The organism is Cupriavidus sp. FW305-F7 (genome assembly GCF_058782875.1).
In genome coordinates, this window is record NZ_JBYSYC010000032.1 from 14,792 (window position 1) to 39,355 (window position 24,564).

General features: G+C 63.9%; 23 protein-coding genes and 3 pseudogenes. 10 read left to right on the forward strand and 16 right to left on the reverse strand.

The window, feature by feature from the left end:
- Positions 1 to 44: 44 nt before the first annotated feature.
- The 4 genes and pseudogenes from AC3WL8_RS26140 to AC3WL8_RS26155 form a co-directional block, all read right to left on the reverse strand.
- Positions 45 to 171: pseudogene (locus tag AC3WL8_RS26140) on the reverse strand (tyrosine-type recombinase/integrase); the annotation flags it as partial.
- 267 nt (positions 172 to 438) lie between these two features.
- Entirely contained in the window at positions 439 to 2,091 is a 1,653-nt protein-coding gene (gene panP / locus AC3WL8_RS26145; protein WP_153955776.1) for a pyridoxal-dependent aspartate 1-decarboxylase PanP, read from the reverse strand.
- A 520-nt stretch (positions 2,092 to 2,611) separates the two neighbouring features.
- Positions 2,612 to 2,830, reverse strand: a complete 219-nt coding sequence (locus tag AC3WL8_RS26150) for a hypothetical protein (protein WP_153955777.1) — start codon at positions 2,828 to 2,830, stop codon at positions 2,612 to 2,614.
- Between the two features lie 317 nt (positions 2,831 to 3,147).
- Positions 3,148 to 4,365 (reverse strand): annotated as a pseudogene (locus AC3WL8_RS26155) (tyrosine-type recombinase/integrase).
- A gap of 126 nt (positions 4,366 to 4,491) precedes the next feature.
- Here AC3WL8_RS26155 and AC3WL8_RS26160 point away from each other — a divergent pair.
- From AC3WL8_RS26160 to AC3WL8_RS26185, 6 genes and pseudogenes are all read left to right on the forward strand, one after another.
- A pseudogene (locus tag AC3WL8_RS26160) lies at positions 4,492 to 5,691 on the forward strand (DNA-binding protein).
- The gene (locus AC3WL8_RS26165) at positions 5,675 to 5,950 is read left to right on the forward strand and encodes an H-NS family nucleoid-associated regulatory protein (RefSeq protein ID WP_013956787.1); all 276 of its coding nucleotides are present in this window, start codon (positions 5,675 to 5,677) and stop codon (positions 5,948 to 5,950) included. The pseudogene AC3WL8_RS26160 and the gene AC3WL8_RS26165 overlap by 17 nt, the downstream one beginning before the upstream one ends.
- Before the next feature lie 882 nt (positions 5,951 to 6,832).
- Positions 6,833 to 7,288 carry a dethiobiotin synthetase gene (locus AC3WL8_RS26170; RefSeq protein WP_249221173.1) on the forward strand — a complete coding sequence of 152 codons (456 nt, stop codon included), beginning with the start codon at positions 6,833 to 6,835 and terminating at the stop codon, positions 7,286 to 7,288.
- Between the two features lie 167 nt (positions 7,289 to 7,455).
- Entirely contained in the window at positions 7,456 to 8,067 is a 612-nt protein-coding gene (locus AC3WL8_RS26175; RefSeq protein WP_013956789.1) for an RNA polymerase sigma factor, read from the forward strand.
- Complete coding sequence (locus tag AC3WL8_RS26180; RefSeq protein WP_013956790.1) at positions 8,060 to 8,737, forward strand: anti-sigma factor family protein; 678 nt, start codon at positions 8,060 to 8,062, stop codon at positions 8,735 to 8,737. The genes AC3WL8_RS26175 and AC3WL8_RS26180 overlap by 8 nt, the downstream gene beginning before the upstream one ends.
- 158 nt (positions 8,738 to 8,895) lie before the next feature.
- On the forward strand, positions 8,896 to 9,123 hold the full coding sequence (locus tag AC3WL8_RS26185) for a hypothetical protein (RefSeq protein WP_013956791.1): 228 nt from the start codon (positions 8,896 to 8,898) through the stop codon (positions 9,121 to 9,123).
- Between the two features lie 313 nt (positions 9,124 to 9,436).
- Here AC3WL8_RS26185 and AC3WL8_RS26190 read toward each other — a convergent pair whose 3' ends face one another.
- The gene (locus tag AC3WL8_RS26190; RefSeq protein WP_153955780.1) at positions 9,437 to 9,841 is read right to left on the reverse strand and encodes a VOC family protein; all 405 of its coding nucleotides are present in this window, start codon (positions 9,839 to 9,841) and stop codon (positions 9,437 to 9,439) included.
- Positions 9,842 to 9,919: 78 nt separating this feature from the next.
- Positions 9,920 to 11,617, reverse strand: coding sequence for an adenylate/guanylate cyclase domain-containing protein (locus AC3WL8_RS26195; protein ID WP_492379089.1), 1,698 nt, complete (start codon positions 11,615 to 11,617; stop codon positions 9,920 to 9,922).
- Between the two features lie 360 nt (positions 11,618 to 11,977).
- Here AC3WL8_RS26195 and AC3WL8_RS26200 point away from each other — a divergent pair, with 360 nt between their 5' ends.
- Together AC3WL8_RS26200 and AC3WL8_RS26205 are read left to right on the forward strand one after the other, a co-directional pair.
- On the forward strand, positions 11,978 to 12,922 hold the full coding sequence (locus AC3WL8_RS26200) for a metallophosphoesterase family protein (protein WP_153955782.1): 945 nt from the start codon (positions 11,978 to 11,980) through the stop codon (positions 12,920 to 12,922).
- Positions 12,923 to 12,958: 36 nt separating this feature from the next.
- On the forward strand, positions 12,959 to 13,306 hold the full coding sequence (locus AC3WL8_RS26205; protein WP_153955783.1) for a cupredoxin domain-containing protein: 348 nt from the start codon (positions 12,959 to 12,961) through the stop codon (positions 13,304 to 13,306).
- Between the two features lie 238 nt (positions 13,307 to 13,544).
- Here the strand turns inward: AC3WL8_RS26205 and AC3WL8_RS26210 are convergent, their stop codons facing one another.
- From AC3WL8_RS26210 to AC3WL8_RS26245, 8 genes are all read right to left on the reverse strand, one after another.
- Positions 13,545 to 14,963 (reverse strand): adenylate/guanylate cyclase domain-containing protein, encoded by a 1,419-nt coding sequence (locus AC3WL8_RS26210; RefSeq protein ID WP_211979739.1) that lies wholly within the window; start codon positions 14,961 to 14,963, stop codon positions 13,545 to 13,547.
- Between the two features lie 22 nt (positions 14,964 to 14,985).
- Positions 14,986 to 15,273, reverse strand: coding sequence for a BufA1 family periplasmic bufferin-type metallophore (locus tag AC3WL8_RS26215; RefSeq protein ID WP_153955785.1), 288 nt, complete (start codon positions 15,271 to 15,273; stop codon positions 14,986 to 14,988).
- 55 nt (positions 15,274 to 15,328) lie between these two features.
- Positions 15,329 to 16,345, reverse strand: coding sequence for a YeeE/YedE thiosulfate transporter family protein (locus AC3WL8_RS26220; RefSeq protein WP_153955786.1), 1,017 nt, complete (start codon positions 16,343 to 16,345; stop codon positions 15,329 to 15,331).
- Positions 16,346 to 16,400: 55 nt separating this feature from the next.
- Complete coding sequence (locus AC3WL8_RS26225) at positions 16,401 to 17,462, reverse strand: patatin-like phospholipase family protein (protein ID WP_249221174.1); 1,062 nt, start codon at positions 17,460 to 17,462, stop codon at positions 16,401 to 16,403.
- Positions 17,463 to 17,472: 10 nt separating this feature from the next.
- Positions 17,473 to 18,255, reverse strand: a complete 783-nt coding sequence (locus AC3WL8_RS26230; protein WP_305852182.1) for a 3-hydroxybutyrate dehydrogenase — start codon at positions 18,253 to 18,255, stop codon at positions 17,473 to 17,475.
- A complete protein-coding gene (locus AC3WL8_RS26235; RefSeq protein ID WP_153955788.1) occupies positions 18,248 to 19,672 on the reverse strand; it encodes an NAD(P)/FAD-dependent oxidoreductase in 1,425 nt (474 codons plus the stop codon). Before AC3WL8_RS26235 ends, AC3WL8_RS26230 begins: the two co-directional genes overlap by 8 nt.
- A gap of 42 nt (positions 19,673 to 19,714) precedes the next feature.
- Positions 19,715 to 20,224 carry a DoxX family protein gene (locus AC3WL8_RS26240; protein WP_211979740.1) on the reverse strand — a complete coding sequence of 170 codons (510 nt, stop codon included), beginning with the start codon at positions 20,222 to 20,224 and terminating at the stop codon, positions 19,715 to 19,717.
- 94 nt (positions 20,225 to 20,318) lie between these two features.
- A complete protein-coding gene (locus tag AC3WL8_RS26245) occupies positions 20,319 to 20,882 on the reverse strand; it encodes a BufA1 family periplasmic bufferin-type metallophore (protein WP_249221175.1) in 564 nt (187 codons plus the stop codon).
- A gap of 36 nt (positions 20,883 to 20,918) precedes the next feature.
- Between AC3WL8_RS26245 and AC3WL8_RS26250 the strand changes: the two genes are divergently transcribed.
- Together AC3WL8_RS26250 and AC3WL8_RS26255 are read left to right on the forward strand one after the other, a co-directional pair.
- Positions 20,919 to 21,617: a response regulator transcription factor gene (locus tag AC3WL8_RS26250; RefSeq protein WP_153955789.1), complete on the forward strand. Its 699-nt coding sequence runs from the start codon at positions 20,919 to 20,921 to the stop codon at positions 21,615 to 21,617.
- A 34-nt stretch (positions 21,618 to 21,651) separates the two neighbouring features.
- Entirely contained in the window at positions 21,652 to 22,704 is a 1,053-nt protein-coding gene (locus tag AC3WL8_RS26255) for a sensor histidine kinase (protein ID WP_153955790.1), read from the forward strand.
- Here the strand turns inward: AC3WL8_RS26255 and AC3WL8_RS26260 are convergent.
- Together AC3WL8_RS26260 and bufB are read right to left on the reverse strand one after the other, a co-directional pair.
- On the reverse strand, positions 22,679 to 23,485 hold the full coding sequence (locus tag AC3WL8_RS26260) for an HvfC/BufC N-terminal domain-containing protein (protein ID WP_153955791.1): 807 nt from the start codon (positions 23,483 to 23,485) through the stop codon (positions 22,679 to 22,681). The genes AC3WL8_RS26255 and AC3WL8_RS26260 overlap by 26 nt on opposite strands.
- Complete coding sequence (gene bufB / locus AC3WL8_RS26265; RefSeq protein ID WP_153955792.1) at positions 23,469 to 24,329, reverse strand: MNIO family bufferin maturase; 861 nt, start codon at positions 24,327 to 24,329, stop codon at positions 23,469 to 23,471. The genes AC3WL8_RS26260 and bufB overlap by 17 nt, the downstream gene beginning before the upstream one ends.
- Between the last annotated feature and the right edge of the window lie 235 nt (positions 24,330 to 24,564).

Here is a 24,564-nt window from a genome sequence, read left to right on the forward strand (position 1 = left end):
CTCTTGTTGATGGCATGACATGTCGACTAGCAATGGAACCGGCGCGCGCTGGTCGGTCATGTGCGAGCCGGCGGTGTGACGCAGCCAGTGCGCCGAGGCACTGGCCAACACATCGGCCTGCGCCTCCTACTCGGGCCCGCGCGCCCGCAGCCGCTCAACGGTTAAAGTGAAGGTGAGCGTGGTCATGATGGTCGTGTTAACGGTCATTGGTACGGCAACACTCAACGGGTTCAACCCAGAAAGCTATTTCTGTTGCGAATCGCCGCCCACCCATCAACCGGATCAACGAACTCCTGCCTTGGCCGGTCGCTACAGAACTGCAGCCGCCCATTGACACTGCATTCGTCTAACTACCGAAGAGGCCCACCGAATCTACGAGTCTCGGACCGTTACCAGCGACACACGGTCGACGACTGGCGCCCGCCAGTTGCAAATGCCTCACGCGGCGTCCGGCGCCCCCATCAGCGCCATTAACGGCGCCATGCATGGGCTGGCCGCCGCCAGTGCGCGCTGTTCGTCGAGGATGTCCTGCAGGATGGCATGCGTCGTATCCGGGTTGGCCAGGACCACGCGGAAAACGGCAATCGGGCGGCCACCCCACTGAGTCGACATCAACTGCGTGCGCGATACGAACGAGCGGCCGACATCGCGCTGCATTTCCTGAATGCTGATGGTCAGCGCATCCAGCGCGTCCAGGATCTTCTCGCGCCTGTCGGCCGAAGCCGTTGCCAGCGCGGCGCGCACGGTCTCGGGCACATGGCGATAGGTCAGAATGCAAAGCTGCGGGTGGCTATCGAGCTCGAAATCCGGCTGCTGCGCAATCAGGGATGCAAAGTATTGAGCGTTATCGATGCTTCGATCGATCAACTGCGCCAACCCCTTGCGACCGAGCAGATGAAGGTTCGCATAGAGCATGACTGCCGCCGCGCCGCGCGATCCTTCGAGCGTATGGCGCCCCAAGTCCACCGAGCCCTTGCGCACGATGTAGTTCGCATGCTGGATGATTTCCTGCGTCCACGCCGGGCTCCGGAACAGCACCATGCCGGCACCCATCGGCACGTAGAACTGTTTGTGCGCATCGATGACGACGGAATCGGCACGCTCGATGCCCGCGAAGCGCCAGCGCTCGCGCTCCGACAGCAGTGTTGCGCCGCCCCATGCGGCATCCACGTGGAAATGGCAGCCGGCCTCATGAGCAACATCCGCAATCGCGTCGAGTGGATCGACCGCGCCCGTCTCCGTCGTCCCCGCTATGCCGACGATCGCCATCGGCCGGATGTTGCGCTGCTGCAGGTCACGCATGGTGTCGCGCAGCAAGTCGATGCGCATGCGACCGTCTGCATCGACCCCGACCGGCACGAGATTGTCGCGCCCGATGCCAAGGACGTCGGCTGCCTTTCGCAACGAGTAGTGCCCGCGCTCCGAGACGACGATTGCAAGCCCGTCATGGCCGTAATGGCGTAGCGCAGCTACCAGTCCGGCGCGATGGATGCCGGCGAAGCCATCACGCGCGCCCAGCAAGTTGTTGCGGCTCGCCCATAGCGCGGTGAGGTTGGCGACAGTGCCGCCAGAACAGATCGCGCCGAGCGCGTGGTCGGCATCGTGCAGCCATCTCGCATAGAACGCGCTGTCCTGCCCAAACACCAGCTTGTGCAGCATGCCGATGACCTGGCGCTCGAGCCCTGTCAGCGCGCCCGAAGTCTCGAGCTTCACGACGTTCTGGTTGAGCGCTGCCACCACCTTGGCCAGCGAGGGCATGAACGACGGCAGCGACGACGTCATGTGTCCGACGAAAGTAGGCGATGCCACGGGCATCACGTGCCGAAACACGTCGTTGAGGAGATGATCGGCGTGCGCTTGCGGCGATGTCGGAGTCTCGGGCAGCTCAACCGACGCGAACACCGCCTCGCGTGTGGCGCACGCGCCAACCGGATCAAAACGCTCGCCCGCAAAGAAATCCGCCGGATGCTCGGCGATCAATCGCTCGAGCGATTCGAATGCACCCAGATCCGCGTCGAACCAGCGCAAGGGGCAGTCGTCGCCCCCGTCCGTGCTTTGTGAGGTCTCTTCGCGAGAGATGTCCGGCTTCATTTTCATTACCCAGTTCAATCCAGTAGCGCCATGGTGCGCCGGGCATTATGCCGGATCGGACGGATGCGGATTGGCCGAGGGCCCCGACCGGCACCTTTGACGACGTCGCCGCTGCCCGTTGATGACCATCAATCGCCTTCTCTATTGGGCGCCCTGCGGAGCGGTCAGCACCAGCACCAAATACCAGAGGGTCTCTGGAGATGATCGCATGCCTCAAGGGGGTGAATATCCATTGATGGATCCAGGGCGCGCCTCGCTGTCACTCCGATTGCTCCAGCAGCCGGGACCTAGCTGCGCCAAGCGCGCTCGAGCATCTGGCGTCACGCGCATAAAAGCCACGTTCTTTATTACTTCTGGGAATATGTATCATTTCGGGGGCTTTCTCCCGGCACGCCCCCGTATCGGGCGTCTGAAAGTTCTGGTTCCCGAAAAGTAAAAGCCCCACACTCTGGGGAAGTGTGGGGTTCAGGAGAGCGGAACCGGGTTGGGGGAGGGTGTCCCCGACCGGGATTTGCAGGCCTTAGAGGGGGGCGCGGTCGGACGCAATGTAGTACCTGGCGCCGTCCGTATAAGTGTCGAATTTGCCGCTTTTTGCGCCGTCAGTATAAACATCGTACTTCCCAGACCGCGCGCCGTCAGTGTAAGTATCGAATTTGCCACTCTTGGCAAACGCCGGCGCAGCCGCCAGGGTGGCGGCGAGTGCGGCGACAGCGACTAGGGCACGGCGATTGGTATTCATGGCTCACCTCTTCCTTCAAAACTGGTGAATGCCATTCCTTTTGGTTCAGTGTTGTTGCACTGCGGCATTCGATGAGCGCAATGTTAGGGATTTCCCTTGTGGCGGTAAACCCTTACGCTCACAATGATCGGTTTCAAAACCCACAATAATCTGCCCTGAACCGGAAAAATTCTGGCAGCCACGACCGGCATGGATCGATCAACAATACGGCGAATTGACCACGCCATTGCATGTCGTTGTCCATCGAGCGCGCCCGACCCGAAGGACGAAGCCGGCGCGCGGCACGCGCAGGCACCCGAGCCAGCACAGGTCCTAGGTCAGTAGTTGCTGCCCCACCCGATCCGATGCCGCTCCTGCGTCGCCCGGTGCCGCGCATCCTCCTCGCTTTGCAGGTAGCCGCTCGTCGTCGACAGCGAGCTGTGCCCAAAGTTGTCGCGCACAAAGCGCAGGTCGACCTGCTGGTCGGTCATGTGCGAGCCGGCGGTGTGGCGCAGCCAGTGCGCCGAGGCGCTGGCCAGGACATCGGCCTGCGCTTCCCACTCGGGCCCGCGCGCCTGCAGGCGCTAGGCCGCCATGCCGAACACCTCTTTCAGAATCAGGTGCAGAGCCCCGCGTGACAGGGCCTTCTCGCGACCCGTCTCACGGCCGATCACCGACAGCACCAACGGGCGCGTTTTCCCAGGCTGCGGGTTAGGCGAGTCCGTGGGCGCGGCGGTAGCGCGCCAGCTCGGCGATGAACTCGTCGGAGGCCGGTACCAGGCGCACCTTGTTTGCCCTTGCCGGTCACCTCCAGCCACCAGCGCTCGATGCCTTGGGCATCGCGCCGGCAGAAGAACGCACCCATGGTCGTGGCTGTCAATTCGGACGCCCGCAAGCCACCCAGATAGAGCACGGTCAGTATCCATCGGCAGCGCGCCGCATGCAGGCGCGCGCGCGGTGGCGGTCGGCATCGCCGCGACGGTGTCTTTCACGGTCGCCCACCAGTCATGGCTCAGGTAGCGCGTGATGCGCGGCCTGGTGGGCGCGCGCCGGCGGCGGGCGAGCGCGAGCGGGTTGCCAGCCAGGTAGCCGGCCTCGGTCAGCCAGGCGAAGAGGGCGTTCAGGATCACCATCGCCTAGCGCACGCTGCCGGCCGACAACGACCCGGCAAAGGGGCGCCAGTCCGAATGGCTGCGCGCGAGCTTCATGCTGCCGCTCAGGACCCAGCGCGCGGCCGGTTGCGGATCGGCCAGGAAGCGCTCGTAGGCGAGCAGGTCTTCGTGCGTGAGCGAGGACAGCGGCTTGCCCAGTTGCAGGACCGCCCACAGGATCAGCCGCTCGACCTCGCGCCGGTAGGTGGGGAGTGTCGCCGCGCTATCGGCATAGCGCGTGAGCCAGGCGGTGACGGCGGCCAGGTCGTCGGCCGCGGCGATCCGCGTGGCCGTGGCTGGGGCGCGATTACTGCCGGCGGCACCAGACAACGGCGGGGTGAGGCGCAGGCTTTCTACCGGTTGAATGGGGAGCAGTTCCATAAGCGAGTGACGGCAGGGGCACATCGTTTTGCATCAAAACACCAGAATGATAGACATAAGCACAGTTATGTCTAAAGTATTCGCCTAGAAATTAGTTTTTATACGTATTACGTAATAATATTTTTATGTCACTCCACTCATTTTGCCCTGATGCTCGCTGCCGACATGGATCTGAACGACGCCACCCTGCAGGCCGCGATGGCCAACGACATTGCCGAGCTGCGCAGCCGTTTCCCCGAAACCCGCGCGCTGTACCGCGAGGTCTGCGGCCTGCTGTTCTTCCGCTATGGCGTTACGCCCACCGCGAACAAGCTCTATAGCCTGGTACGCAAGGGCAGCATGGGCACGCCCGCTGAGGTGCTGCAGGCGTTCTGGCAGGAGCTGCGCGGGCGCACGCGCGTCACCATCGACCATCCCGACTTGCCGGATGCGTTGAAGGACATCGCCGCCGGGGCGGTCCAGACCATCTGGCAGGCGGCCAACGAGGCCGCCACCGGCGAGCTGGTTACGCTGCGCGCCGAGGCCCGCCATGCGGCCAGCGTCGCCGAGGCCGAGCGCGACGCGGCGCGGACCGAGACCGCGGCAGCCCGGGAGGAGGTGGCCGCCACCTCTGCGCAGCTGGCCGAGGCGCGCCAGGCGCACGACGCCGTGCACGCGGAGCTGGCCGCGGAGCGGCAGGCGCACGCGGCGACCCAGGCCCGGCTGGAGGCGGGGCGGGCGGAACTGGACGCTGCCGGGCGGCAGCTGGCGGAGCTGCGCACCCAATTCTCGACCGAGCTGGAGCGCGCCCGCGAGCAGGTGACCCTCGCGCAGGAACGGGCCGAGGCCAGCGAGCGGCGGAGCCTGCGCGAGCTGGACGCCGAGCGTACCGCGCGCCAGAAGAGCGAGCGCACGGCCGAAGAGCTGCGCGGCGAACTGGTGGCGGCGCGCAGCGAGGCCCGCGACGCGGCCGTGGCGCAGGCCGAAGTCCGCGCCCGGCTCGAGGCCCAGGCCGCGGCGCTCACTGAGCGGCTCACCGAGCGGCTCGCGGCCGCCGAAGCGGCGCAGCGCCAGGCAGGCGTCGACCGGGACGCGGCGCAGGCGAAGTTGGGCGCGGCGCAGCGCCGGGCCGAACGGGCCGAGGTCGAAGCGGCGCTGGCGCGCCAGTTGTTGGCAGAATTCCGGGTGGCGCCACCCGGGCGGGAGAGCGGGCGGCGGCGCAAGGCCGGCGGCCCGGCGCCGACCGACAAGCAGGCGCAAGGCGAAAAGCTGGACGAATAGCAAGAAGACAAGCAGGGCGCGCCGACGGCCGCCTCCAACCCGGATGACAGTAGCGACAGCAGTGACGACAGCAATGACAGCAAAAACTGAGCGGGCGGCGGCGATCCGCTGGATCCAGGCGGAGATGGCCGACTACGGGCTGACCATGGAGGAGTTGGCAGCGGCGGGGTGCTTCGATCCGCCGCCCCCTCCGCCACCGCCGCCACCCGCCCCAGCGCCACCGCCACCACCAGTGGTCTGCTACCGCAACGCCGCGGGGCAAAGTTGGGACGGGCAGGGCGAGATGCCCGACTGGCTGCGGCGGGCGGTCAATGCGGGGCAGAGCGTGGAGTTTTTTCGGGTCGGATAGAACTGATCGAAAGGTTGCAGCCTTGCAGCGGGCCGAATCCGAGGGGGCGTTCGAACGCCCAACTGCTGGCCGGGTGGGGATGCGATGCTTCAGGTGTACGCCCGTCCGACAGCGGAGAGTATCGCTGCGAAGTTGGGCTTGACTGGTCCCTGAGCAAATGGATTGGGCGCGGTTCTCGAAAGGGGCCGCGCCTTTTTGTTTGCTGGTGGCGGTAGTAAGGGGAGACCGCGCCAAAGCGGATTGCTCCCGCGATAACGCCATGGGTGCTATCGCGAGCACGGGCGAGCGGGCAAATGGGGGGCTACATTCGCTGTACCTGTTGCGCTAAGGCGCATACGGGGTCGCCGCAGAACTCGGGGAATATTGCATCAAGGCCGAGTTCGCTCGAATAGCTTCCCGTGAGTTGCAGTCATACAGGTGCCGGCACGCAGGGGCGGACGCCACGGGCCAGAATCTCCATGACTGGATGGCAACGCCGCAGCGGGTGCGTCGCGGCGCGGGAAGACTCGGCCCGCGTGGCGTTGTTCCGCCATCGCTCCTGCGTTGCTGCGTGCCGTAGATCGCGGCCACATAGGAGACCATCATGCCACTTGCAAGAACCACACTCGTGCTTTGCGTCATGTACCTCGCCCTCGCAACGGGCGGATGCGCGCCAGTGGACCCGGCCACAGCCACAACCACATCGTGCATCACGCTGGCGCAATGCGACCTCTATTCAGGCTGAATCGCAAGGGAGGCCCTCGACGTCACGTCCCGGTGCTGCGCTCGTGCATCCCGGCTGGCAGCTCTCTCCATGATTCCTGACGGAGACCCATTATGATTCCCGTTCTTCCGATGAAGCCCGCCCGGCGGCCACCCCCGCGCCTTGCAAGCAGCCTCCTCATGCTGGCGGCAGTTGCCCTGGCTGCTGGTTGCGCGAGCCCGGCATGGCAATCTGTGGCGCCCGGCGCCAGCGAGGCAGAGCTTCAGGCCCGGCTGGGTGCGCCGCGCGAGATCTATCAATTTCCAGATGGCTCCCGGCGCTGGCTCTATCCCGCGCCAGGCGAGACCAGATGGGCCGCCGACATCGGTCCCGACCGGCGGGTCGTCAGCGTCCGGCAGGTGCTGAGCGCGGAGGAGTTTGGCTGGGCCAGAATCGGCGAATGGACCACGCGCGATGTCCTGACTCGCTTCGGGAAGCCCGCTGAGATAAGTCGCTTTCCGCGCATGCTCCGCGAGGTCTGGGGCTACCGGTTCGCACAAGATGGCCTGGAGTACGCGACGATGAACTTCTACTTTGATCCTGCTGGCGTCCTGCGCCTCACCCAAGTGATTCCGGATTTCCTGACGGAGTCATAGGCAATGCCACGTGCGCCATGGGCTCGTCCTGGCGTTGTACCCTGCCGTTCCGTATATCGCCTGGCGTCGCGACTCTATTCCCGGAACGACCTCCGAAAAAAAACGCGGCGCCGGGAATAAATCGCGGTCTCAGGCGGTTTTACATGGGCCAGGGACAGGAGAACACCGTGATCGCAACCGACAAGTCCAGCCGCTTCTCGGAAGTGGCGTTACCGCATCTGGACGCGGCCTATAACCTGGCGCGCTGGCTGAGCGGCAGCGCAAGCGATGCGGACGATATCGTGCAGGATGCCTACCTGCGTGCATTTCGGTTCTTTGAAGGCTTTCACGGCGACAATGCGCGCGCGTGGCTGCTGGCCATCGTCAGGAACACGTGGTTCAGCGAATGGCGCAGGCGCTCCGATGCCGCCGATGGCACACCGTACGACGAAACGCTGCATGGCGACGAGCGCTTGCCGGGTTGGATCGACGATATCGGCAGCAATCCCGAAACGCTTGCAGTGCGCCACGGCGATGTGGAACTGGTCCACCGCGCGCTCGAACGTTTGCCGGTCATCTATCGCGAAGTGCTTGTCCTGCGTGAGCTCGAAGAAATGAGCTATCGCGATATCGCCCTGGTTGCCGACATTCCAATCGGCACCGTGATGTCGCGCCTGGCGCGCGCACGTCACCTGCTCTGCGCGGCAGTGCGCGCCGAGCAGGCGAGGGTGCGCGGCGGCATTGGCGGCATCGCGCTCCGCCCGGTGCGGGGTCATTCAACGGGAGCGAATCATGAATGATGATGCGATGGAAAACTCGCTGCACGGCATGCTGCACGACGGATCGCTCTATCACCGCGCGCCGGCGCATCTGCCTGCGCGTGTGCTGGCCCGACTGCCGCGCCAACCGCGTTCTCGCATGGCCCGCTTCACCTGGCCCACGCTTTCCTCCGGCGGCGCGCTGGCGTGGGCAGGCGGCGGTCTTGCCGGGGTAGCGGCCTCGGCGCTGGTGTTGGGCGCGCTCACCCTGGTGCGGCCGCCGCAGGCCGATGCACTGGGGCAGGCGATCGTATCGAGCCACGTGCGCGCGCTGTTGTCGCAGCACCCGATCGATGTGGTATCGACCGACCAGCACACAGTCAAACCGTGGTTCAACGGCCGGCTCGACTATGCGCCGCCGGTCACCGACCTCGCGGCGCAGGGCTTTCCGCTGGCAGGCGGCCGGGTGGACTATATCGACCGCCGCACCGTTGGCGTACTGATCTACCGTTACCAGCAGCATCCGATCGATCTCTACATCCTGCCGGCGACGAACGGCGCATCGGCACCGGCAAGCTATTCCACTGACGGATACGCGATTGCCCGCTGGCACCAGCACGGCATGAACTTCTGGGCCATCACCGATGCCGAGCCCGCGCACCTGCATGCCTTTGTACAAGCGCTCCGGGCCACGCAAAACGAGCAGGAATAAACCGCGCTCAGCCAGCGTCTTACTAGTGCACGGCGCACTGGTTTCCGCGGGATCCTGGATCGCCACGGAGACAGAGCGTCGTGCAGCACCAGGGCGCAGCCCACGTGGTGACACGCTCTGTGCCTCGCGCCCTGGACTTACCGCATCTGGAGATTGTCATGAAAATCCTGATTCCGCTGGCTGCTGCCGCGCTGGCATCCTTCGCAGCCCAATCCTATGCCTTTGCTGGTCGCACCGACAGTACCTGCGCCGACTGCAATACCCACGTTGCCGGGCCTCGTGATCCGTTCACCAACGGCGCGAAGACAGGCAAATTCGATGTCTTCACGGACGGTGAGAAGGTCACGGACCCGCGCGATCCGTTCACCGACGGCGCTCACGCCTGAAATGCTGCCTTTGTGCCGCCGCCGCACGGTAACTGCTGTCGTGGGTTCCTGTGCGGCGTGCCGAACGGTCAGTTCCTCCAAAACGGCGGCCTGTACCTGGGCGGCGGATCGCGCATGAAGCGTACTGTGGCGGAGCGACTGAAGTCATCGGGGACGAAGCTGTGCGTGCCGAGACGTGCCCAGATTGCGGCGACCCTGAGGAGGCATCGGCCTGCTCCGTACTTTCCACCTTCCGATTGCGCACTTACACCCTTCGGCGGCAACCAAGTGCACCGGGTCTGCCGTTGCAGCAACGCATTGCATCGCCCAACCCTCAGAGACCATCTTTCCAGGCCCCATGCTGAAGTACCACCCTGTAGCCGTCCGGATCCTCGAAAGTGAGCCCCTCCCGGTCCCAGTAAGGGTTGCGCGACGGCACGGCCTCGAAGCCCGGTTGCGGCATGCGCTCGACTGCCGCCTGCCACACCGCGTGGTCTTGAATATAAAACACGACAAGGTTGTCCTGCGTCGGCGCCCGCCCTGCGCCGTGCCCCCGGTGGTGTGTGAACTCAAAGTGATTGGTGCCCTGAGGGACCCCAAGCATGAGTCCGTCAAAGCCTTCGTGATCTTCGAACTCCCCGAGGACCTGCAGACCCAGGCCGTCGCGATAGAACGGCAAGAGCGCCTTGATGTCGTCTGTTGGCCTGGCGACCCGCAGCTTGGAGGTGGGTATAGTCATGTTGCTCCTAATTTAGCTGGCAGCGTCTGCCCGGTCACGGTCAGCGGCGCCACGGGCGGCCGTGCCGGAGAGGCGCAGTCAGGCCCGAGGCATCTGTGCCGACTTGGACAGCACGCGGACAGTTACCGGCTCTTCGCGGCCTCGCAGGCGTGCGGAAAGTTGCGGCAGGTCGGCGGCCAAAACGCCAGCATGCTGGAAGACCTGTTCTGAGACGATCGCCTCGCAAGCGAGCTCTTTTGTCAACTGCTCAAGTCTCGAGGCCACGTTCAACGGGTCACCAATCGCAGTGAACGCGACATGCTCGCGAAAACCAATCTGTCCCATTACCGCCCGGCCGCAGTGCAATCCAATGCCAAACCGGATCCTGGTCTGCAGTTGCTGCTCGAGTGCAACGTTGAGTTCGTCGATGCTGGATGCCACCAGCGGCACCGCGCTTAGCGCCTGACGACAGGCGGCGGACGGCTCGCCGCTTAAGCCAAAGATCGCGAGCACTGCGTCCCCCAGGAACTGGTTTGGCACGCCGCCTGCCTGGACTACTGCGGAGCAGACTGCACTCAAGAAGCGACTGACCACGAATAGGCTGTCGAACGGTAGTTGTGCCGCCGCAAGCTTCGTGGAATCCCGCATATCCACGAACATGAACGCCGCGAATTGCTCATGCGGCATGACGTCCCACTGGCGCCGTTGCAAGAAGGCCGTGGATGCAGCCGGTGGCACCAGTGGCCACACGGAGAGGTCGTGGGTCGGCCGCAACTGGCAGGCGAGGCGCACTGTCTGCGAATCCGCTCCCAGCCGCTCTAGAACACGCCGCTCTGCCTCGGCCGGCGGGGACAGCGGCACATCGCTGAGCACGCGTACCCGGCACAAGGTGCATCGGGCGCGGCCGCCGCAGGTGCTGGCAAGGGGAACGCCGGCCATGCGGCTGGCCTCGAGAACCGAAAATCCGAGCGGCGCGAATACCTTTCGTCCGTCCGGATACAGCACGCAGACGCGCCCAACCCGGCGCTCCCGCACCGTGCGCACCAGCCGCGCTGCGAGCACCAGCAGCAGAGCACCACCAGCGAAGAGCAAAAAATCGTTGCGCAGCTCGATGAGCCAGAGATTTTGCAGCTCTGTTCCGATGACCGTCGGCCGGGTCGCCGCCGCGCGCCAGACGGGATCCTGTGCAAGCGCCATCACTTCCCGTCCGCCCTGCAAGAAGCCTAGCAGCGCGAGCACCGGGAGCAGCACGGCGATGCTCAGCAGCACGCTCCGCCACGCACCAAACCATGGTTTCAACCGCAACCAGAACCAGATGCCGTAACACCCGTGCAGCCAGGCGACCACCAACAGCATCAGCTGCACACGACCGAAGAACGGTGAGGTGATCCAGAACGAATACAGCAACTGTGCGTAACCCTTGTTCAGGCCGAACGCGGCAAAGGCGACCCGCGTATTGACAACATGGTTGGCTAGCAGCGGCGGTATGCACAAGCCGAGGACGAGTTGCGCGACCTCACCTGGCGTCCAGTTCAGCGAGCGCCGTTCGTATAGAGCCCACAGACCCAGGAAGAAATGCATCACCAGCGCGCTGTACAGCACGGCCGTTCCGAGCCATCCCTGCCAGATGAACTTCTGCACAAGCAGATCACGCTCCAGCCATGCGAGCGAGATATTCCCCAGCGAGTGATTCAGGAGGTGCGTCCCTACGTAAGTGAACAACACCAATCCGGTGGCCAGCCGGACCGTTCTGACCCCCGCGGGCCGCAATCGTTGAAGATAGGGAAAGCGCGACATGCTCGACTCTCCAAGCTCTCGATGCGCCAGTCTTGATTACCCATCGCAACAAGCCGCACCCGATCAACATCCATGTGACCGAGCCACGATGCGTGCGCCGTGCTTCACCTATACGGGCAGCGAGTTGTCACCTCGGCCACCAGATTGCCGCAGGAATGAACTACAGGGCGATTACCAATGCCGGCCAAGCTGAACGCTTCATAACGGACCTGCGTGCGCATCCTGCTTCCGGGCCGACGCAGTGCGGTGCTTACGGTGGAATAAAACGGATGGCTTGACAGTCTAGCACTTGAACCCAATCGAGAGGGCCCGTCGGATAGTCCGGCGATCTACCTCTCTAACCTTAATCGTGAGGGCATTATGTCGTCAGATCTTCCATCCGATTCGTCGCGCCGCGCCGCGTTGAAGTGTCTCGCCTTCGGTGGTGCGGGGACCGTCTTTGTCTTGGCCGGCGGTGTTTTCGCGCCGGTGGAGTTGGCCATTGCCGCCTCAGGGAAGGACCCTTCAGTTGCCGCGGGGGTCCCCCTTTTCCTGCAGATCAGCGACACCCATATTGGCTTCAATAAGGAAGCCAATCCCGACGTAGCGGGCACGCTCAAGAAGACGATCGACTACGTCAACGCCATGCCGATCAAGCCGGCGCTGACGATTCACACCGGCGACATTACGCATCTTTCCAAGGCGGAAGAGTTCGACCACGCGGCCCAATTGATGTCGGGCCTGAATATCACCGAGTTGCATACCGTACCTGGCGAGCATGATGTGACCGATGGGCCCGGGACGGAATACTTCAACCGTTTTGGTCAAGCCTCTGGCAATAGGGGCTACTACAGCTTCGACCACAGGGGCGTGCACTTCATCGCCCTAGTCAACGTGATGCATTTCAAGCCGAACGGTTTGGGGGGCTTGGGCGACGACCAACTCGCATGGCTGAAAGCGGATCTGAAGGAGCGCTCAACCAGCACACCGATCGTCGTCTTCGCTCACATGCCAATGTGGACGATCTACCAACCGTGGGGTTGGGGCACCGGCGATGCCGGTGAGGCAATGAGCAATCTGAAGCGCTTCGGCTCGGTCACTGTCTTGAACGGCCATATCCACCAGATTGTGTCGAAGGTGGAGGGCAATATCACCTTCCATACGGCGCGCTCGACGGCCTATCCGCAACCGACGGCCGGCAATGGTCCCGGACCCATGCCGCTGACGGTACCGCGCGATCAGCTTTCCAAGATGCTTGGCGTGACCAGCATCAAGATCTTGCGCCACCCGCTCACAGCGACGCTTGCCGACACAACGCTCGCCTGAATTGCCACGTACTGCTCACCAGCCAGGACCCGCATCATGTTAACGACTATCTTTCGCCGCGCCTATGTCGTCCCCCTCGGGGCCGGTATGCTCATGGCGGCATTGGTTTTCCAGTTCTCCGTCGCGCAAGCTCAGCAGACTAATGTCGTCGTTGTGAAGAACTTCACGTTCTCGCCGATGTCGCTCACGATCAAAGCCGGCTCGACCGTGACCTGGAAAAATCTCGATGGCGAACCGCACACGGTTGTCGACGACGCCGGTCTGTTCCACTCCAGCGCGCTCGATCAGAACGACACGTACAAGTTCAGGTTCGATAAACCAGGTGTCTACAAGGTCTTCTGCGGGATACACCCGCATATGAAGGCGACAATCAGCGTCCAGTAGGTGCGCTCTACAGGCTTTGGCGCCGCACATGACTTCCCCTCCTGTTCAGATTGATGGACGCGATCGTTATCGCGGGACGGGGAAGTCGTTAATATTTGATGAGCTCGCGTATTGCAGGTCCGCGGCTGCCCCCTGATCGGGCCGTAGAAAAATCGGGTCTCACACTGAGTTAATAATTTGTCATCCTGTCAACGCGATTGAGGCGTTCCTCGCCGCGCTCGCCGCCACGCTGACCCAATCAGGCATCCGATCCCAGTGCCAGGTCCACCAGATGGATCGTGCCGCTAACTCCGTCGACAGGCTGCTCAGGAAGGACGTGTTTCTCGCCAAGATAGCCCTGCCTGCGAGCCTGTTGATAGCTGGCTCGCGTGGTAAGGCCTCGCGTGCCCTGAGTCTTGTTCTGCTTCTCAAGCTTGGCCGCCAGATTGACCGTGTCGCCGATCACCGTGTACTCAAGTCGACTGCCGTGCCCAAGTATGCCGAACAGCACCGGACCACTTGCCATCCCGGCGCCGACGTCAGGTGCCGGCTGGCTTTTGGACTGGCGCTGGACCCGCCACTGGTCGACCGCTACTAGGATGGCATCGATGGCGTGCAAGGCATTGGCCGCATGGCGATCGTCGGCAGTGACCGCGCCAAAGCTGGCAAGGATGCCGTCACCCATGAACTTGTCTATGCTGCCGCCGTGCGCTTTGACAATCGGCACAACCAGGCTCTGGTATTCACCCAGCAACTGGATCAGTGCCGATGGCTGTAGCATGGCAGCCGCCTGAGTGAAGCCGCGCATATCGAGGAACACAATCGACGCGTCGCGCAGTTCGGCGTGGCCGGCCATGATGTTTGCTTCGAAGTCGGTGATTCGATTGGCCACGGAATCGTCAAAGAATAGCGACAGGTCCGCAACCGCCTGCTGGCCCCTGACGGCCCTGACCACAAAGCCGCGCGCCCTGGCCAAGGCCAACGCCAGCACCGCGCTGACGATCAGGATGGATAGGAGCTTGTCCAATTCCGCGCCGTAGTGAATCTGGGTCGAGCGCAATGCGGTGACATAGTCCCAGGTGATAGGGTTGCCGCTCGCGTGTGTCAGCGCGTAGTGCAGCAACAGCAGCCAGCCCAACGTCGCCGTGAGGCCCGACAGTGCCACCCAGAGCGGTTCGAAGCGCAAGGCACGCAAGGCGATCAGGCTGAAGATATAGGCGAATTCGGTGGTTTTCAGGTACATCTGGGCTGGTTGCTCGTACTGCAGGTGGTAGGCCCAGATGACGAAGATCAGGACCGCCATTTCGGCCACCACGCTCAGTCCCACCATCCAGTTGGCCAGTTGCCCGGTCATGGCAAGGTAGAGCCGGACCAACGCCAGCACCGCGAACAGCGAGATGCCGAGCGGTACCGCGCGTATGGGCGCGTCGGGTGAAAAGCCCGGGGGAGTTTCGAGATACAGGACCGCGAACAGGAGCAACACCAGCAGTTGCAATGACGTCACCAGCAACTCACTCAGGTACTGTTCGCGCTCCAACTCCCGCCGAACGCGTGGCGGCAATTGCATACCCTGGCCAAACGCGGAGAGCTTCGCTGCGAGTCTCGCCGCGATCCTTGCCGCGATGCGCTGCGATTGCTGCCGGTGCGGCGCTGGCACCATCTGTCCTTCCTCTTGCATCGCCCTGTCCCGCGGCCGCCGCTCAGGATGCGGCGGACTTGAGGCTGCCGCCCGCGATCCGCGTGCAGGTGCCGGCGGGCAGCATCAGCCATTCGTCGGCGGCGGCATCGTAGCGGGCGCGGCCAGCGCAAGCGTGCAGTGCGGTGCCGCAGTCGTTCTTGCCTGCCCTGGCCACGCCGAAGCACCGTTCACGGTCCAGGGCAAAATGTGCCGAGGAACTGGCCAGCAGATGCGTGTTCTGCCTGATCGCAAGCCCGACGGCAGCGAGCGCGCTCGCGATCACCAGGGCGTTTCCGATTCGGTGGGTCATGCTTTCTCCTTCAGGCAGTCGGCAGTTCAGCACGACTGGTCCGGGTTGTCCCTGCCTATGAATGCGGGGCGCCGGGAGTCGCAACGGCCTGGCCAAGCCGACGCTGGAGCCGTTGCGCGAACGCGATGGTGACGCACATCGTGCCGAAGGCTATCCACGCATACGGCCACAGCAGCGGCATGCCAACCAGCAGCAGCCCATCGTTCCCGCCGGGGATCAGCAGACTGCCCCAGCCCATGATGGCGCCGCCGATGAAGCAACGCAGACATTGCGCAAAGGAAATCCCGGTACCTTCCAGGCGGCCGGCGCTCATCCCGCCAAGGACAGCACCGGCGAGCAAGCCCAGCGACAGCAATGCCCGTGCCGGCAACATGCCGGCGCCGCCACGCGCCAGTTCGGCCAGCACCTCGGTGTATGACCAGGCCCCCGCCAGCAACAGGAGCAGCAGGAATGTGAGTCCGATCACCGTAGTGGCGTGGTGCGGCGACCAGATCCGCGCGCCAGCGCGTTCATGCCATCTTTGCCCCAGGGATGCAAAAGCGCATTTTCGTCTCACCCGGAGCCACGGACGGAGCAGCCGCCACCCGACGTAGAGAAGGAAAAGCACGGTCAGCAGCGGCGCAGCGCGCCACACCGGCGAAGTGGCGGCGAGCACCGGGCGCTCCGCCTGGGGCCACAGCGCAAGCAGCCCCACGCAGCCCACGTAGTATCCGACGGGCGTTGCAGCGTACGCCCATTGCCCGCTGCCCAGCCTGGCGACGGCGCCGAATACGCACGCGCCATTGATAAAGGCGCCCAGTCCGAGCAGGGCGCCTCCCAGGACGGTCAAGGCATCGACCGGATAGCCAGATGGCATAGCCGGAAGCAGATCCAAGCGCTGCGCGATCAGCAGCCCGCCACCTACGTACAGCGCGGCTTCCGCCATGGCAAGGAGGCGCTTGCAACTGCGCGATGACGTGATCTCGCGGACCGCGGCAACCGCACAGGTTGCGCCGCGCTGGATGGCGAATCCCATCACGGCGGCGCAAAGCAGGGCGCCGCCAAAGGAGGGGCTCAGCAGCATGAGTTTCATGGGCGTTTCCTCCTTGAGGAATCCGCGCTGACGGCCGCGTGTGCGCTGCGTTGGTTCAGAGAAATTCCTGGTCCAGGTCTACGCTGCACCGTTCACCGATTGCGGTGTAGTTCTGCTGCAACCAGCGCCCGGCTTCGTCCCTGCCCTGATCGCGCAGGTAGCAAAGAAAGTCCCAGTCGGCGTTGAGCTTGCTGGAGACGCCGAGCGCCATCATGGTCTGGTCCGAGCGGATCGAGTGGATCAGCATTTCCTTCATTTCCCCGTGTTTGACCTTGCCATCCTGGATGAGCTTGGTGACGAAGCTGATCGCGCGCAGTTCGCGGATCAACGAGGAGTTGAAGCTGACCTCGTTGATCCGATTGAGGATCTCCGCGGCGGTCTTCGGCACGCCCTTGCGCACGATGGGATTGATATGGACGATCACCACATCCCGTGCACCACAGTTGTAGATCAGCGGGAAGATGGCGGGGTTACCGACATAGCCGCCATCCCAGTAGTGTTCCCCGTCGATTTCCACCGCCCGAAACAGGAACGGCAGGCAGGCTGAAGCCAGCACCGCCTTCAGGCAGATGTCTTCGCGCGAGAACACGCGTACTTTTCCGGTCTCGACATTGGTCGCGCACAGATAAAGGTGGATCGGGCAGTGCTGGTTAAGCGCGTCAAAGTCGACATGGCGGGCGAGGACGTCGCGCAGCGGGTTGAAGTTGAGCGGGTTGAACTGGTAGGGCGACAGCACCCGCAGCATGATGTCCGTCAGCAGGTACATCGGCGAATAGTCGAGCCCGTAACCGTTGTGCAGCAAGTTTTCCCATGGCAGTTTGCGGAACGGGCTGCTGGCGCGCGCGGTGCTGGCAACGTCCCGCCAGAAGTCGTGCAGGGCGGTGCGGGCGCGTGGCGGCCCACCCTGAAGCAGGCCGTACGCGAGCACTGCGGCGTTCATCGCGCCGGCGCTGGTGGCGCTGACGCCCTCGATCGCAAGCCGGCCGTCTTCGAGCAGACGGTCCAGAACGCCCCAGGCAAAGGCACCATGGGCTCCCCCGCCTTGCAGCGCCAGCGTGACCGGCTTTACGGCTTGGCCAGCTTCGCCGGGATCTTGCATTCCAGGATCGGTCGACATGTCTTGTTCCTCAGTGCTGAGTCCAGCCACCATCCATTGCGAGTGCGGTGGCGGTCATCGAGGCTGAATTGTCCGAGGCCAGAAACACGGCCAGGGCGGCGAGTTCATCAATCCGCACGAACTCCTTGCGCGCCTGGTGCACCAGCATGACATCGCGCACGACGTCGGCGGCCGAGATCCGGTGCGCGCGCGCCTGGTCGGCAATCTGCTGTTCCACCAGCGGCGTCTTGACATAGCCGGGGCAGATCGTATTGCTGGTAACCCCATACTCGGCCGTCTCCAGCGCCACAGCCTTGGACAGCCCGATCAGCCCGTGCTTGGCGGCAACATACGGCGCCTTGAACGGCGAGGCCACCAGGCCGTGGGCGGAGGCGATATTGATGATGCGGCCCCAGCGCCTGGCCTTCATGCCGGGCAGGACGGCCTTGATCAGGTGGAACGCCGAGGACAGGTTGATGGCAACGATAGCATCCCACCTGTCGTCCGGCATCTCTTCGGTCGGGGCCACATGCTGGACGCCCGCGTTGTTCACGATGACGTCAACCTTGCCGAACTCAGATGCAGCGAATTCGGCCATTTCTCGAACCTGGCGAGGCTGGCTCATATCCGCCGGCGAATAGCGCACGCGCACGCCATGTTCGCGCTCCAGTCCCGCACGCGTGGCTTCAATATTGTCGGCATCGCCGAAGCCGTTCAGCAGGACGTCGGCGCCATGGGCGGCGAAGGCGCGCGCAATGCCGAGCCCGATACCGCTGCTGGATCCGGTGACGATGGCGGATTTTCCTTCAAGCATGATGATCTCCTGTCAGCGTGGGTGCGGGAGTCGCGTGGAGCGCCCGTGGTATCCCCGAAAGGTCAGGTGCTGCGATGGGGGTGGCCGACGCATCCGGCGCGTGTGGGCGGTGCGGTGGCAGTGTCTCGCGTGGCAACTCGTCTGCCTCGCTGGTGCGTGTAAAGCGCAGGTGAGTGATGTCGGTCGGGAAAAACATGGACCAGCTCCACTCGGCCCAAAGGCGCAGCTTGCGGCCGAGCGTCGGCATGCGCATCAGGTACACCGCACGCCAGGCCAGCCAGGCCGGCAACCCTGAGAAGCTGAAGCCATAGACCTGGGCAACGCCCTTCATATGCCCGATGCTGGCCATCGCGCCCTTGCTCTGGTACGAGAACGGCTTGCTCTCACGCTGTTCGAGGTGGCCGGCGAGGTTGTGGGCAAGCTGGCGCGCCTGGGCCACGGCGAACTGCGCGGTTGGCAGCGAATCCTCGTCGGTGGCAGCGTTGGCAACCCGCGCGCAATCGCCGATGGCCCACAGTCCGGGCATGCCGCGCACTGACATATCCGGGTTGGTCTCGATGCGTCCGCGCAGGGTGGCCAGCGCGAGATTGCGCTCCAGGGTGGTGACCAGCGGGTTTGGCCTGATGCCGACGGTGCAGATCACCGTTGCCCCCTCGATCGTTTCGCCGTCAGCCAGCACCACCGTGTCGGCTTCGAAGCGGGCGGCCCGGGTACCGAGCCTGAGTCGGATGCCGCGAGCGGTCATATGGCGTGCCGCGGCCAAGCCAAGCGAGGCGGGCAGCTCGGGAAGCAGTTGTCCGGTGTCATGGAGCAGCGTCACCGCCAGCTCTTCGCGCTTCACGCGCGGGTAGAAGCGCCGGATGCTGCAAAGATAATCGGCGAGTTCACCGGCAACCTCCACACCCGAGAAGCCCCCGCCCACCACGATGAAATGTCCCAGCCGCCGGCGCAGGACGAGGTCCGACTCCAGTTCCATGCGGGCCAGCTGGCGCAGGACGCGGTTGCGGATAAACAGGGCGTCACCCACAAGCTTCAGGGGCAGGGCGTGCTCGGCCATGCCTGGCACCAGGTCGAGATTCGCACGGGTGCCGAAGGCAAACACCAGATGGTCGAAGGGAATTTCGCGCAGGCCCGCCAGGGTCGTGCAGGACAGCTTGCCCTGTGCGTAGTTGACGTCCTGCACAGTGCCCATGATGAACTGGGTCCGCCTGAGCATCTGGCGGATCGGCACGATCACGTGTTCAGGGAAGACCGAGGCACCCACCACCTCGGCCAGCATCGGGTTGAAGGTGGTGTAGCTTTCGTCGCTGACGAGGATCAGCCGGTGAGTCATCGGCAGTAGCTTCTCCAGCGTCTGGGCCAGCGTGGTGCCGGCGAATCCACCACCGATGATGACGATGTTGTTCTCTGCAAGCATGACGGTTCCTTTCGCCCTGGCGCGGCGCCTGGGGCTTTCGAGCTAATGGCTGCCCTTGCCGCGCAGCAGGAAGCGGTCGATCAGGTGGTCCAGCGACAGGCGGCCGGGGCCGTGCAGCATCGTGACCAGCAGCAGGAGCCCCCAGTACTGGTGGTCTTTCAGGCCAACTTCGCCCAATCCCGGATACGAGATCACCGCGACCATGTTGAAGACGAACAAGGCAAGCGCGGCCGCCCGCGTACCGAGGCCGAGCACGAGCAGCACCGGCAGGCACAGCTCCGCGGCAGTGCCAAGATAGGCGGCCAGGGTCGGGCTCAGCAGTGGTACGGCGTACTCGCTTTCAAACAACGCAAGCGTGGTTGACCAGCTGGCGAGCTTGGTCAGCCCGGACTGGAAGAACACCAGGCCGATCAGTACCCGTATGCCGAGATCGAGCACGGGAGTGAGCATTTCCAGTAGACGGATCGCCGCCTGCCCGGCTGCGATGACGCGCGAAGTCTTTGCGCCGGCAACATGCAGTGGCGCGGACGACAAGGGGGTGGTGCATTTCATTTGGGCTACCTCACGAAGCGGTCAGGAATTTGGGGCGCGTCCGGGCAGCCGTGACCCACGTGTCACGGCGTTCCGCTGCGGGCTGGGGTGCCGCTCAGGCCGGGTGGGCCGCCTTGGCGGCCGGGCTGAGCTCGCCGCTCTTGCCACCTGGCTTGGCGAACTCGGACGTCTGCAAGCGGCCTCCTGAAATCTTTTCGCAAGTGCCCGTGGGAACCAGGATCCAGGCTTCCGCGTCGCGGTCCATTTTGGCCGTGGCGGCGCAGGAACTCTTGCTGGTGCCGCAGTCGTTCTTGCCAGCCTTGGCAATGCCCGCGCATTTTTCATTGCTGCCTGCCGCTGCCATGGCCTGGGAGGTGGCGCCGGCAATGCCAAGTGCCAGCATGCCTGCAATTGCGCCGCGGATGATTTGATCGCTGTTCATGATGCACACTCCGTATTCGGTTGGGTTCAGGACAGGAGGGATACCTGTCTCTGGACTGCAGTATGGAAAGGCGAGCTCACGCTTGTTTCGCTCAAATTTCAAATTTTCTTCACGACGGCGTGGGTGGTGACAGGCCGCAGCCATGGCCACGCCGGCGGAGGGCTTTCCATCCACGAAATGCGTTCTAGAATGGTTCAGTGGCTCCCACGCCGCAAACCGGGCGGCAAGGACGGTCATGCCGATATCCCGCAGGTTTCAAGATGAGGTAAAGCCATGTCGCGCCAGGTTCTGGTGATCGAGGACGACGCAGATATCGCCGAACTGGTACGGCTGCAGGTGAGCGGCCTGTCTTGCGACGTGAAAGTGATCAACCATGGCAGGGCGGGACTGGAAGAGGCACTGAGCCGTCCCTATGACCTGGTCATCCTGGACCTGATGCTGCCGGGTGCCGACGGGCTGGAAATCTGCCGGCGTCTGCGTGCAGAACCGCGCTATACCCCCATCCTCATGCTCACGGCACGCTCTACTGAACTGGACCGGGTGCTGGGACTGGAGATGGGCGCCGACGACTACCTGACCAAGCCCTTCAGCGTCCTGGAGCTGACCGCGCGGGTCAAGGCGATCTTCCGGCTGGTCGACACCCTGGCCAACCCGCCATCGGGTGGCCCCAGGGCAGTGCAGGTCAAGGCCCTGCACATCGATATCGACAAGCGTGAAGTGAGCGTGCGCGGCGCACCTATCTGCCTTACCGCCAAGGAATTCCAGCTGCTCCTCTACTTTGCCAGCAATCCGGGGCGCGTCTTCAGCCGCGCCCAATTGCTGGATCAGGTCTGGGGCTATAGCCATAGTGGCTACGAGCACACCGTAAGTTCGCACATCAACCGACTGCGCGCCAAAATCGAGCTCGACCCCAACGAGCCAGAGTACATCCAGACCGTATGGGGCGTGGGCTACAAGTTCAGCAACGCGTAGCGGGGGAAGAGAAAAGAAGGGGGAAGGGGGCTACATGTTCCAAACCCTGTACGGGAGACTGGCGGTGGTGCTGATGGCGGTGTTCATTACCATCGGTGCGCTGATGATCCTCGCCTCTCAGAAGATGATCGAGACGCAGCGCCTGATCGAACTGGCGACCGACCTCATCATCGGTACGGTGGCCTTCAGCCTGGTGGCGGCGCTGATCGTGTTTCGGCTGTTGACGGTGCGGCTACGCGTGCTGTCGGAAGCCATCGAGACATTCCGGGTGGGCGGTTTCTCCACGCCGGTGCGACTGGCGCAAGACGGCCGTGCGGACGACGAGATCCAGAAGCTCAGCACGGCCTTCGAGGAAATGTCCGAGCGTATCGTCACGCAGTTCGCCCAGCTGTCACAGGTGGACCAGCAACGGCGCGAGTTGCTTGCCAATGTCTCCCACGATCTGCGTACGCCGCTCGCATCAATGCAGGGTTACCTGGAAATGCTGCTGCTGAAGGCCGAAGAGCTGACGCCCGAAGACCGCAATCGCTACCTGCAGGTGGCCACCAGGCATTGCGAGCGGCTTGGCAAGCTGGTGCAGGACCTATTTGACCTGACCAAGCTGGAAGCGCGGGAGGTTCAGCCGCGCCTGGAGAGCTTCCCGTTGTCGGAACTGGCGCAGGACGTGGTCCAGAAGTTTGCTCTGGCGGCAAACAAGCGCGGACTGGCCCTGCTGGCGACATCGGGTCCCGGGTGCCCGCCAGTGAATGCCGATATCGGCATGATCGAGCGGGTGCTGGAAAACCTGATCGAGAACGCCATGCGCTATACGCCTGCTGGCGGAGAAATCAGCGTCGATGTCCAGGCCGCCGGGGAGCGCGTCGAACTGACCGTGCGCGATACCGGCCAGGGCATAGACGCGAGCCAGGTACAGGGTGTGTTCGACCGCTATTACCGGGTGGAGCGGACGGAGTCTGACAATGGCAGCAACGTCGGTCTCGGGCTGGCCATCAGCCGGCGCATAGTCCAGTTGCACGGCGGCGAGATCCGTGTGCGCAGCGCGCTCGGCAAGGGCACCGCCTTTACGATCGACCTGGCGCGGGGATAAGGCAGGCGGCGCACGCGTCGAAGTCAATGATGGTCGCGTCCAGGATGCGTCGCTGGATAAAGTCGGCCAGCGCGAAGCCGTGCGCAGCCTGCAGCGCCTGTTGATATGCCGGCTCGAGCGCGGCACCGCCATCCAGTGCCTCGAGCATGGTGTATTCGCCGACCGACAGGGACTGCACTTCAACCACAAAGCCGCTGCGCCTGACCAGCAGCCAGTCGCCGCCGATGTCGACGTCGATCTCGGTATCGTCGGCTGTATCCGGCTGGTTGGCCCGCCAGATATGCAGTACAGGAAACGGCGACGCGAGCAAGCGGCAGGCTGGGTTCAGCGTCAGGCGCAGGACTGCGGCATCGGCCTCGGCGAGCGCGCCCAGGCGGTTGAGCGCGAGCGGCTCGGCATCTGCCGCGTGGAACACCTCATGCATGAGCCATTCGAGCCTCGCCACATCGGGCAGGTAGCGCAAGCCCGCCGCCGGCCCGAATTGCGCGAGGAAGTTGGGAAAGCTCTTGCCGAAGCGCTGGATGTCGCCACTGGTAGATGGGCAGGCCCGGATATACCGGGCCGCCGTGGCATCGAAGAAAGATTCGCCCACCAGGCGCTCGATCACGGGGAATACGGCGCGCAGGGCCTCGCACAAGTTGTGGCGCACGTTGCTGGCATAGATGCCGAGGCACCGCTGCCCGTCAATGGCGCCGCCAACGATGTGGTCGGACAGTGCAGCCGTGTCCTGCTCGAGCACCGCCCGGGCAAAGCAACCCTGGATTTCATGCAATGAAGGCATCGTCGGTCTCCAGCATCTGGTCGGCCCTGCGGGCTTCTTCGAGCAGTACCTCGAGCGGGGGAATGTCGGTATCCCACTCGATCAGGGTGGGAACCGGGCCAAAGCGGGCGAGCGCATGCCGATAGAGGCTCCATACCGGCTCCGCCACACGCTGGCCATGGGTGTCGATCAGCATGCCGCCGCTGTGGTCAAAGCCGGCCAGGTGGATCTCGTTCACGGCGCCCACGGGAATCGCATCGATATAGCCCGATGCATCGGTGCCGTGGTTGACCGCGTTGACGTAGATGTTGTTGACGTCAAGGAGGATGCCACAACCGGTTCGCGCCACCAGCGCCGCGATGAATTCAGGCTCGGGAATCGTCGAGTGGGTGAACCGGAGATAGCTGGTGATGTTCTCCACCAGCAACTGCTGTTGCAGGTAGTCTTGTACTTCCGCCACGTGCCCGCACACGATGGCGAGCGACTCCTCGGTGTAGGGCAGGGGCAGCAGGTCGTTAAGGTAGCGGCCTCCGATGCGGCCCCAACTCAGGTGTTCGGATACCAGCCCTGGCTGGAAGCGCCGGATCAGTGCAGCCAGACGCTGCAGGTGTGCGCGATCCGGCCGGTCCGTAGCGCCCAGGCACAGGCCGACCCCGTGCAGGCTCAGCGGGTAGGTAGCCCGTACCTGCGCGAGGTAGTGAAGGGGCTGACCGCCATCACCGAAGTAGTTTTCACTATGGACTTCGAACCATCCTGTGGGCGGTGTTTCCGTCAGGACCTGCCGATAGTGTGGCGCGCGCAAGCCGATCCCGGCGCCGGACGGGACGGGGGCTCCCAGATTCGGGTGGAGGCTGGTGGTTGGCATCGGAGGTCCTGTCGGTGGCGATTTCACTCAGTGTCACTCTGGCCGACAAAGATCACGAAACTCTCACGCGGCGTTCAATTAAATCCGTCGATTAGCGCCAATGGGCAGGCGAGGGCGTGTTTCCGCGGCACTGGTTGGTGGCGGGATCGTGGGCTATGTTAGGAAGGGCTCGCGCCGGCATGTCACGCGTGGGTGGCACAGACGCGGCATTCCTCGACAGTGGCTGGGCAAGGTG

Excerpts from the sequence above, each read along its gene's own strand:
- AC3WL8_RS26250 (WP_153955789.1), top strand. The coding sequence starts at position 20,919 with ATGTCGCGCCAGGTTCTGGTGATCGAGGACGACGCAGATATCGCCGAA.
- AC3WL8_RS26235 (WP_153955788.1), bottom strand. The coding sequence starts at position 19,672 with ATGCTTGCAGAGAACAACATCGTCATCATCGGTGGTGGATTCGCCGGC.
- AC3WL8_RS26205 (WP_153955783.1), top strand. The coding sequence starts at position 12,959 with ATGTTAACGACTATCTTTCGCCGCGCCTATGTCGTCCCCCTCGGGGCC.
- AC3WL8_RS26150 (WP_153955777.1), bottom strand. The coding sequence starts at position 2,830 with ATGAATACCAATCGCCGTGCCCTAGTCGCTGTCGCCGCACTCGCCGCC.
- AC3WL8_RS26260 (WP_153955791.1), bottom strand. The coding sequence starts at position 23,485 with ATGCCTTCATTGCATGAAATCCAGGGTTGCTTTGCCCGGGCGGTGCTC.
- panP (WP_153955776.1), bottom strand. The coding sequence starts at position 2,091 with ATGAAGCCGGACATCTCTCGCGAAGAGACCTCACAAAGCACGGACGGG.
- bufB (WP_153955792.1), bottom strand. The coding sequence starts at position 24,329 with ATGCCAACCACCAGCCTCCACCCGAATCTGGGAGCCCCCGTCCCGTCC.
- AC3WL8_RS26165 (WP_013956787.1), top strand. The coding sequence starts at position 5,675 with ATGACAGCAAAAACTGAGCGGGCGGCGGCGATCCGCTGGATCCAGGCG.
- AC3WL8_RS26230 (WP_305852182.1), bottom strand. The coding sequence starts at position 18,255 with ATGCTTGAAGGAAAATCCGCCATCGTCACCGGATCCAGCAGCGGTATC.
- AC3WL8_RS26200 (WP_153955782.1), top strand. The coding sequence starts at position 11,978 with ATGTCGTCAGATCTTCCATCCGATTCGTCGCGCCGCGCCGCGTTGAAG.
- AC3WL8_RS26210 (WP_211979739.1), bottom strand. The coding sequence starts at position 14,963 with ATGCAAGAGGAAGGACAGATGGTGCCAGCGCCGCACCGGCAGCAATCG.
- AC3WL8_RS26170 (WP_249221173.1), top strand. The coding sequence starts at position 6,833 with ATGCTGGCGGCAGTTGCCCTGGCTGCTGGTTGCGCGAGCCCGGCATGG.
- AC3WL8_RS26240 (WP_211979740.1), bottom strand. The coding sequence starts at position 20,224 with ATGAAATGCACCACCCCCTTGTCGTCCGCGCCACTGCATGTTGCCGGC.
- AC3WL8_RS26215 (WP_153955785.1), bottom strand. The coding sequence starts at position 15,273 with ATGACCCACCGAATCGGAAACGCCCTGGTGATCGCGAGCGCGCTCGCT.
- AC3WL8_RS26225 (WP_249221174.1), bottom strand. The coding sequence starts at position 17,462 with ATGTCGACCGATCCTGGAATGCAAGATCCCGGCGAAGCTGGCCAAGCC.
- AC3WL8_RS26185 (WP_013956791.1), top strand. The coding sequence starts at position 8,896 with ATGAAAATCCTGATTCCGCTGGCTGCTGCCGCGCTGGCATCCTTCGCA.
- AC3WL8_RS26180 (WP_013956790.1), top strand. The coding sequence starts at position 8,060 with ATGAATGATGATGCGATGGAAAACTCGCTGCACGGCATGCTGCACGAC.
- AC3WL8_RS26195 (WP_492379089.1), bottom strand. The coding sequence starts at position 11,617 with ATGTCGCGCTTTCCCTATCTTCAACGATTGCGGCCCGCGGGGGTCAGA.
- AC3WL8_RS26190 (WP_153955780.1), bottom strand. The coding sequence starts at position 9,841 with ATGACTATACCCACCTCCAAGCTGCGGGTCGCCAGGCCAACAGACGAC.
- AC3WL8_RS26255 (WP_153955790.1), top strand. The coding sequence starts at position 21,652 with ATGTTCCAAACCCTGTACGGGAGACTGGCGGTGGTGCTGATGGCGGTG.
- AC3WL8_RS26245 (WP_249221175.1), bottom strand. The coding sequence starts at position 20,882 with ATGACCGTCCTTGCCGCCCGGTTTGCGGCGTGGGAGCCACTGAACCAT.
- AC3WL8_RS26220 (WP_153955786.1), bottom strand. The coding sequence starts at position 16,345 with ATGAAACTCATGCTGCTGAGCCCCTCCTTTGGCGGCGCCCTGCTTTGC.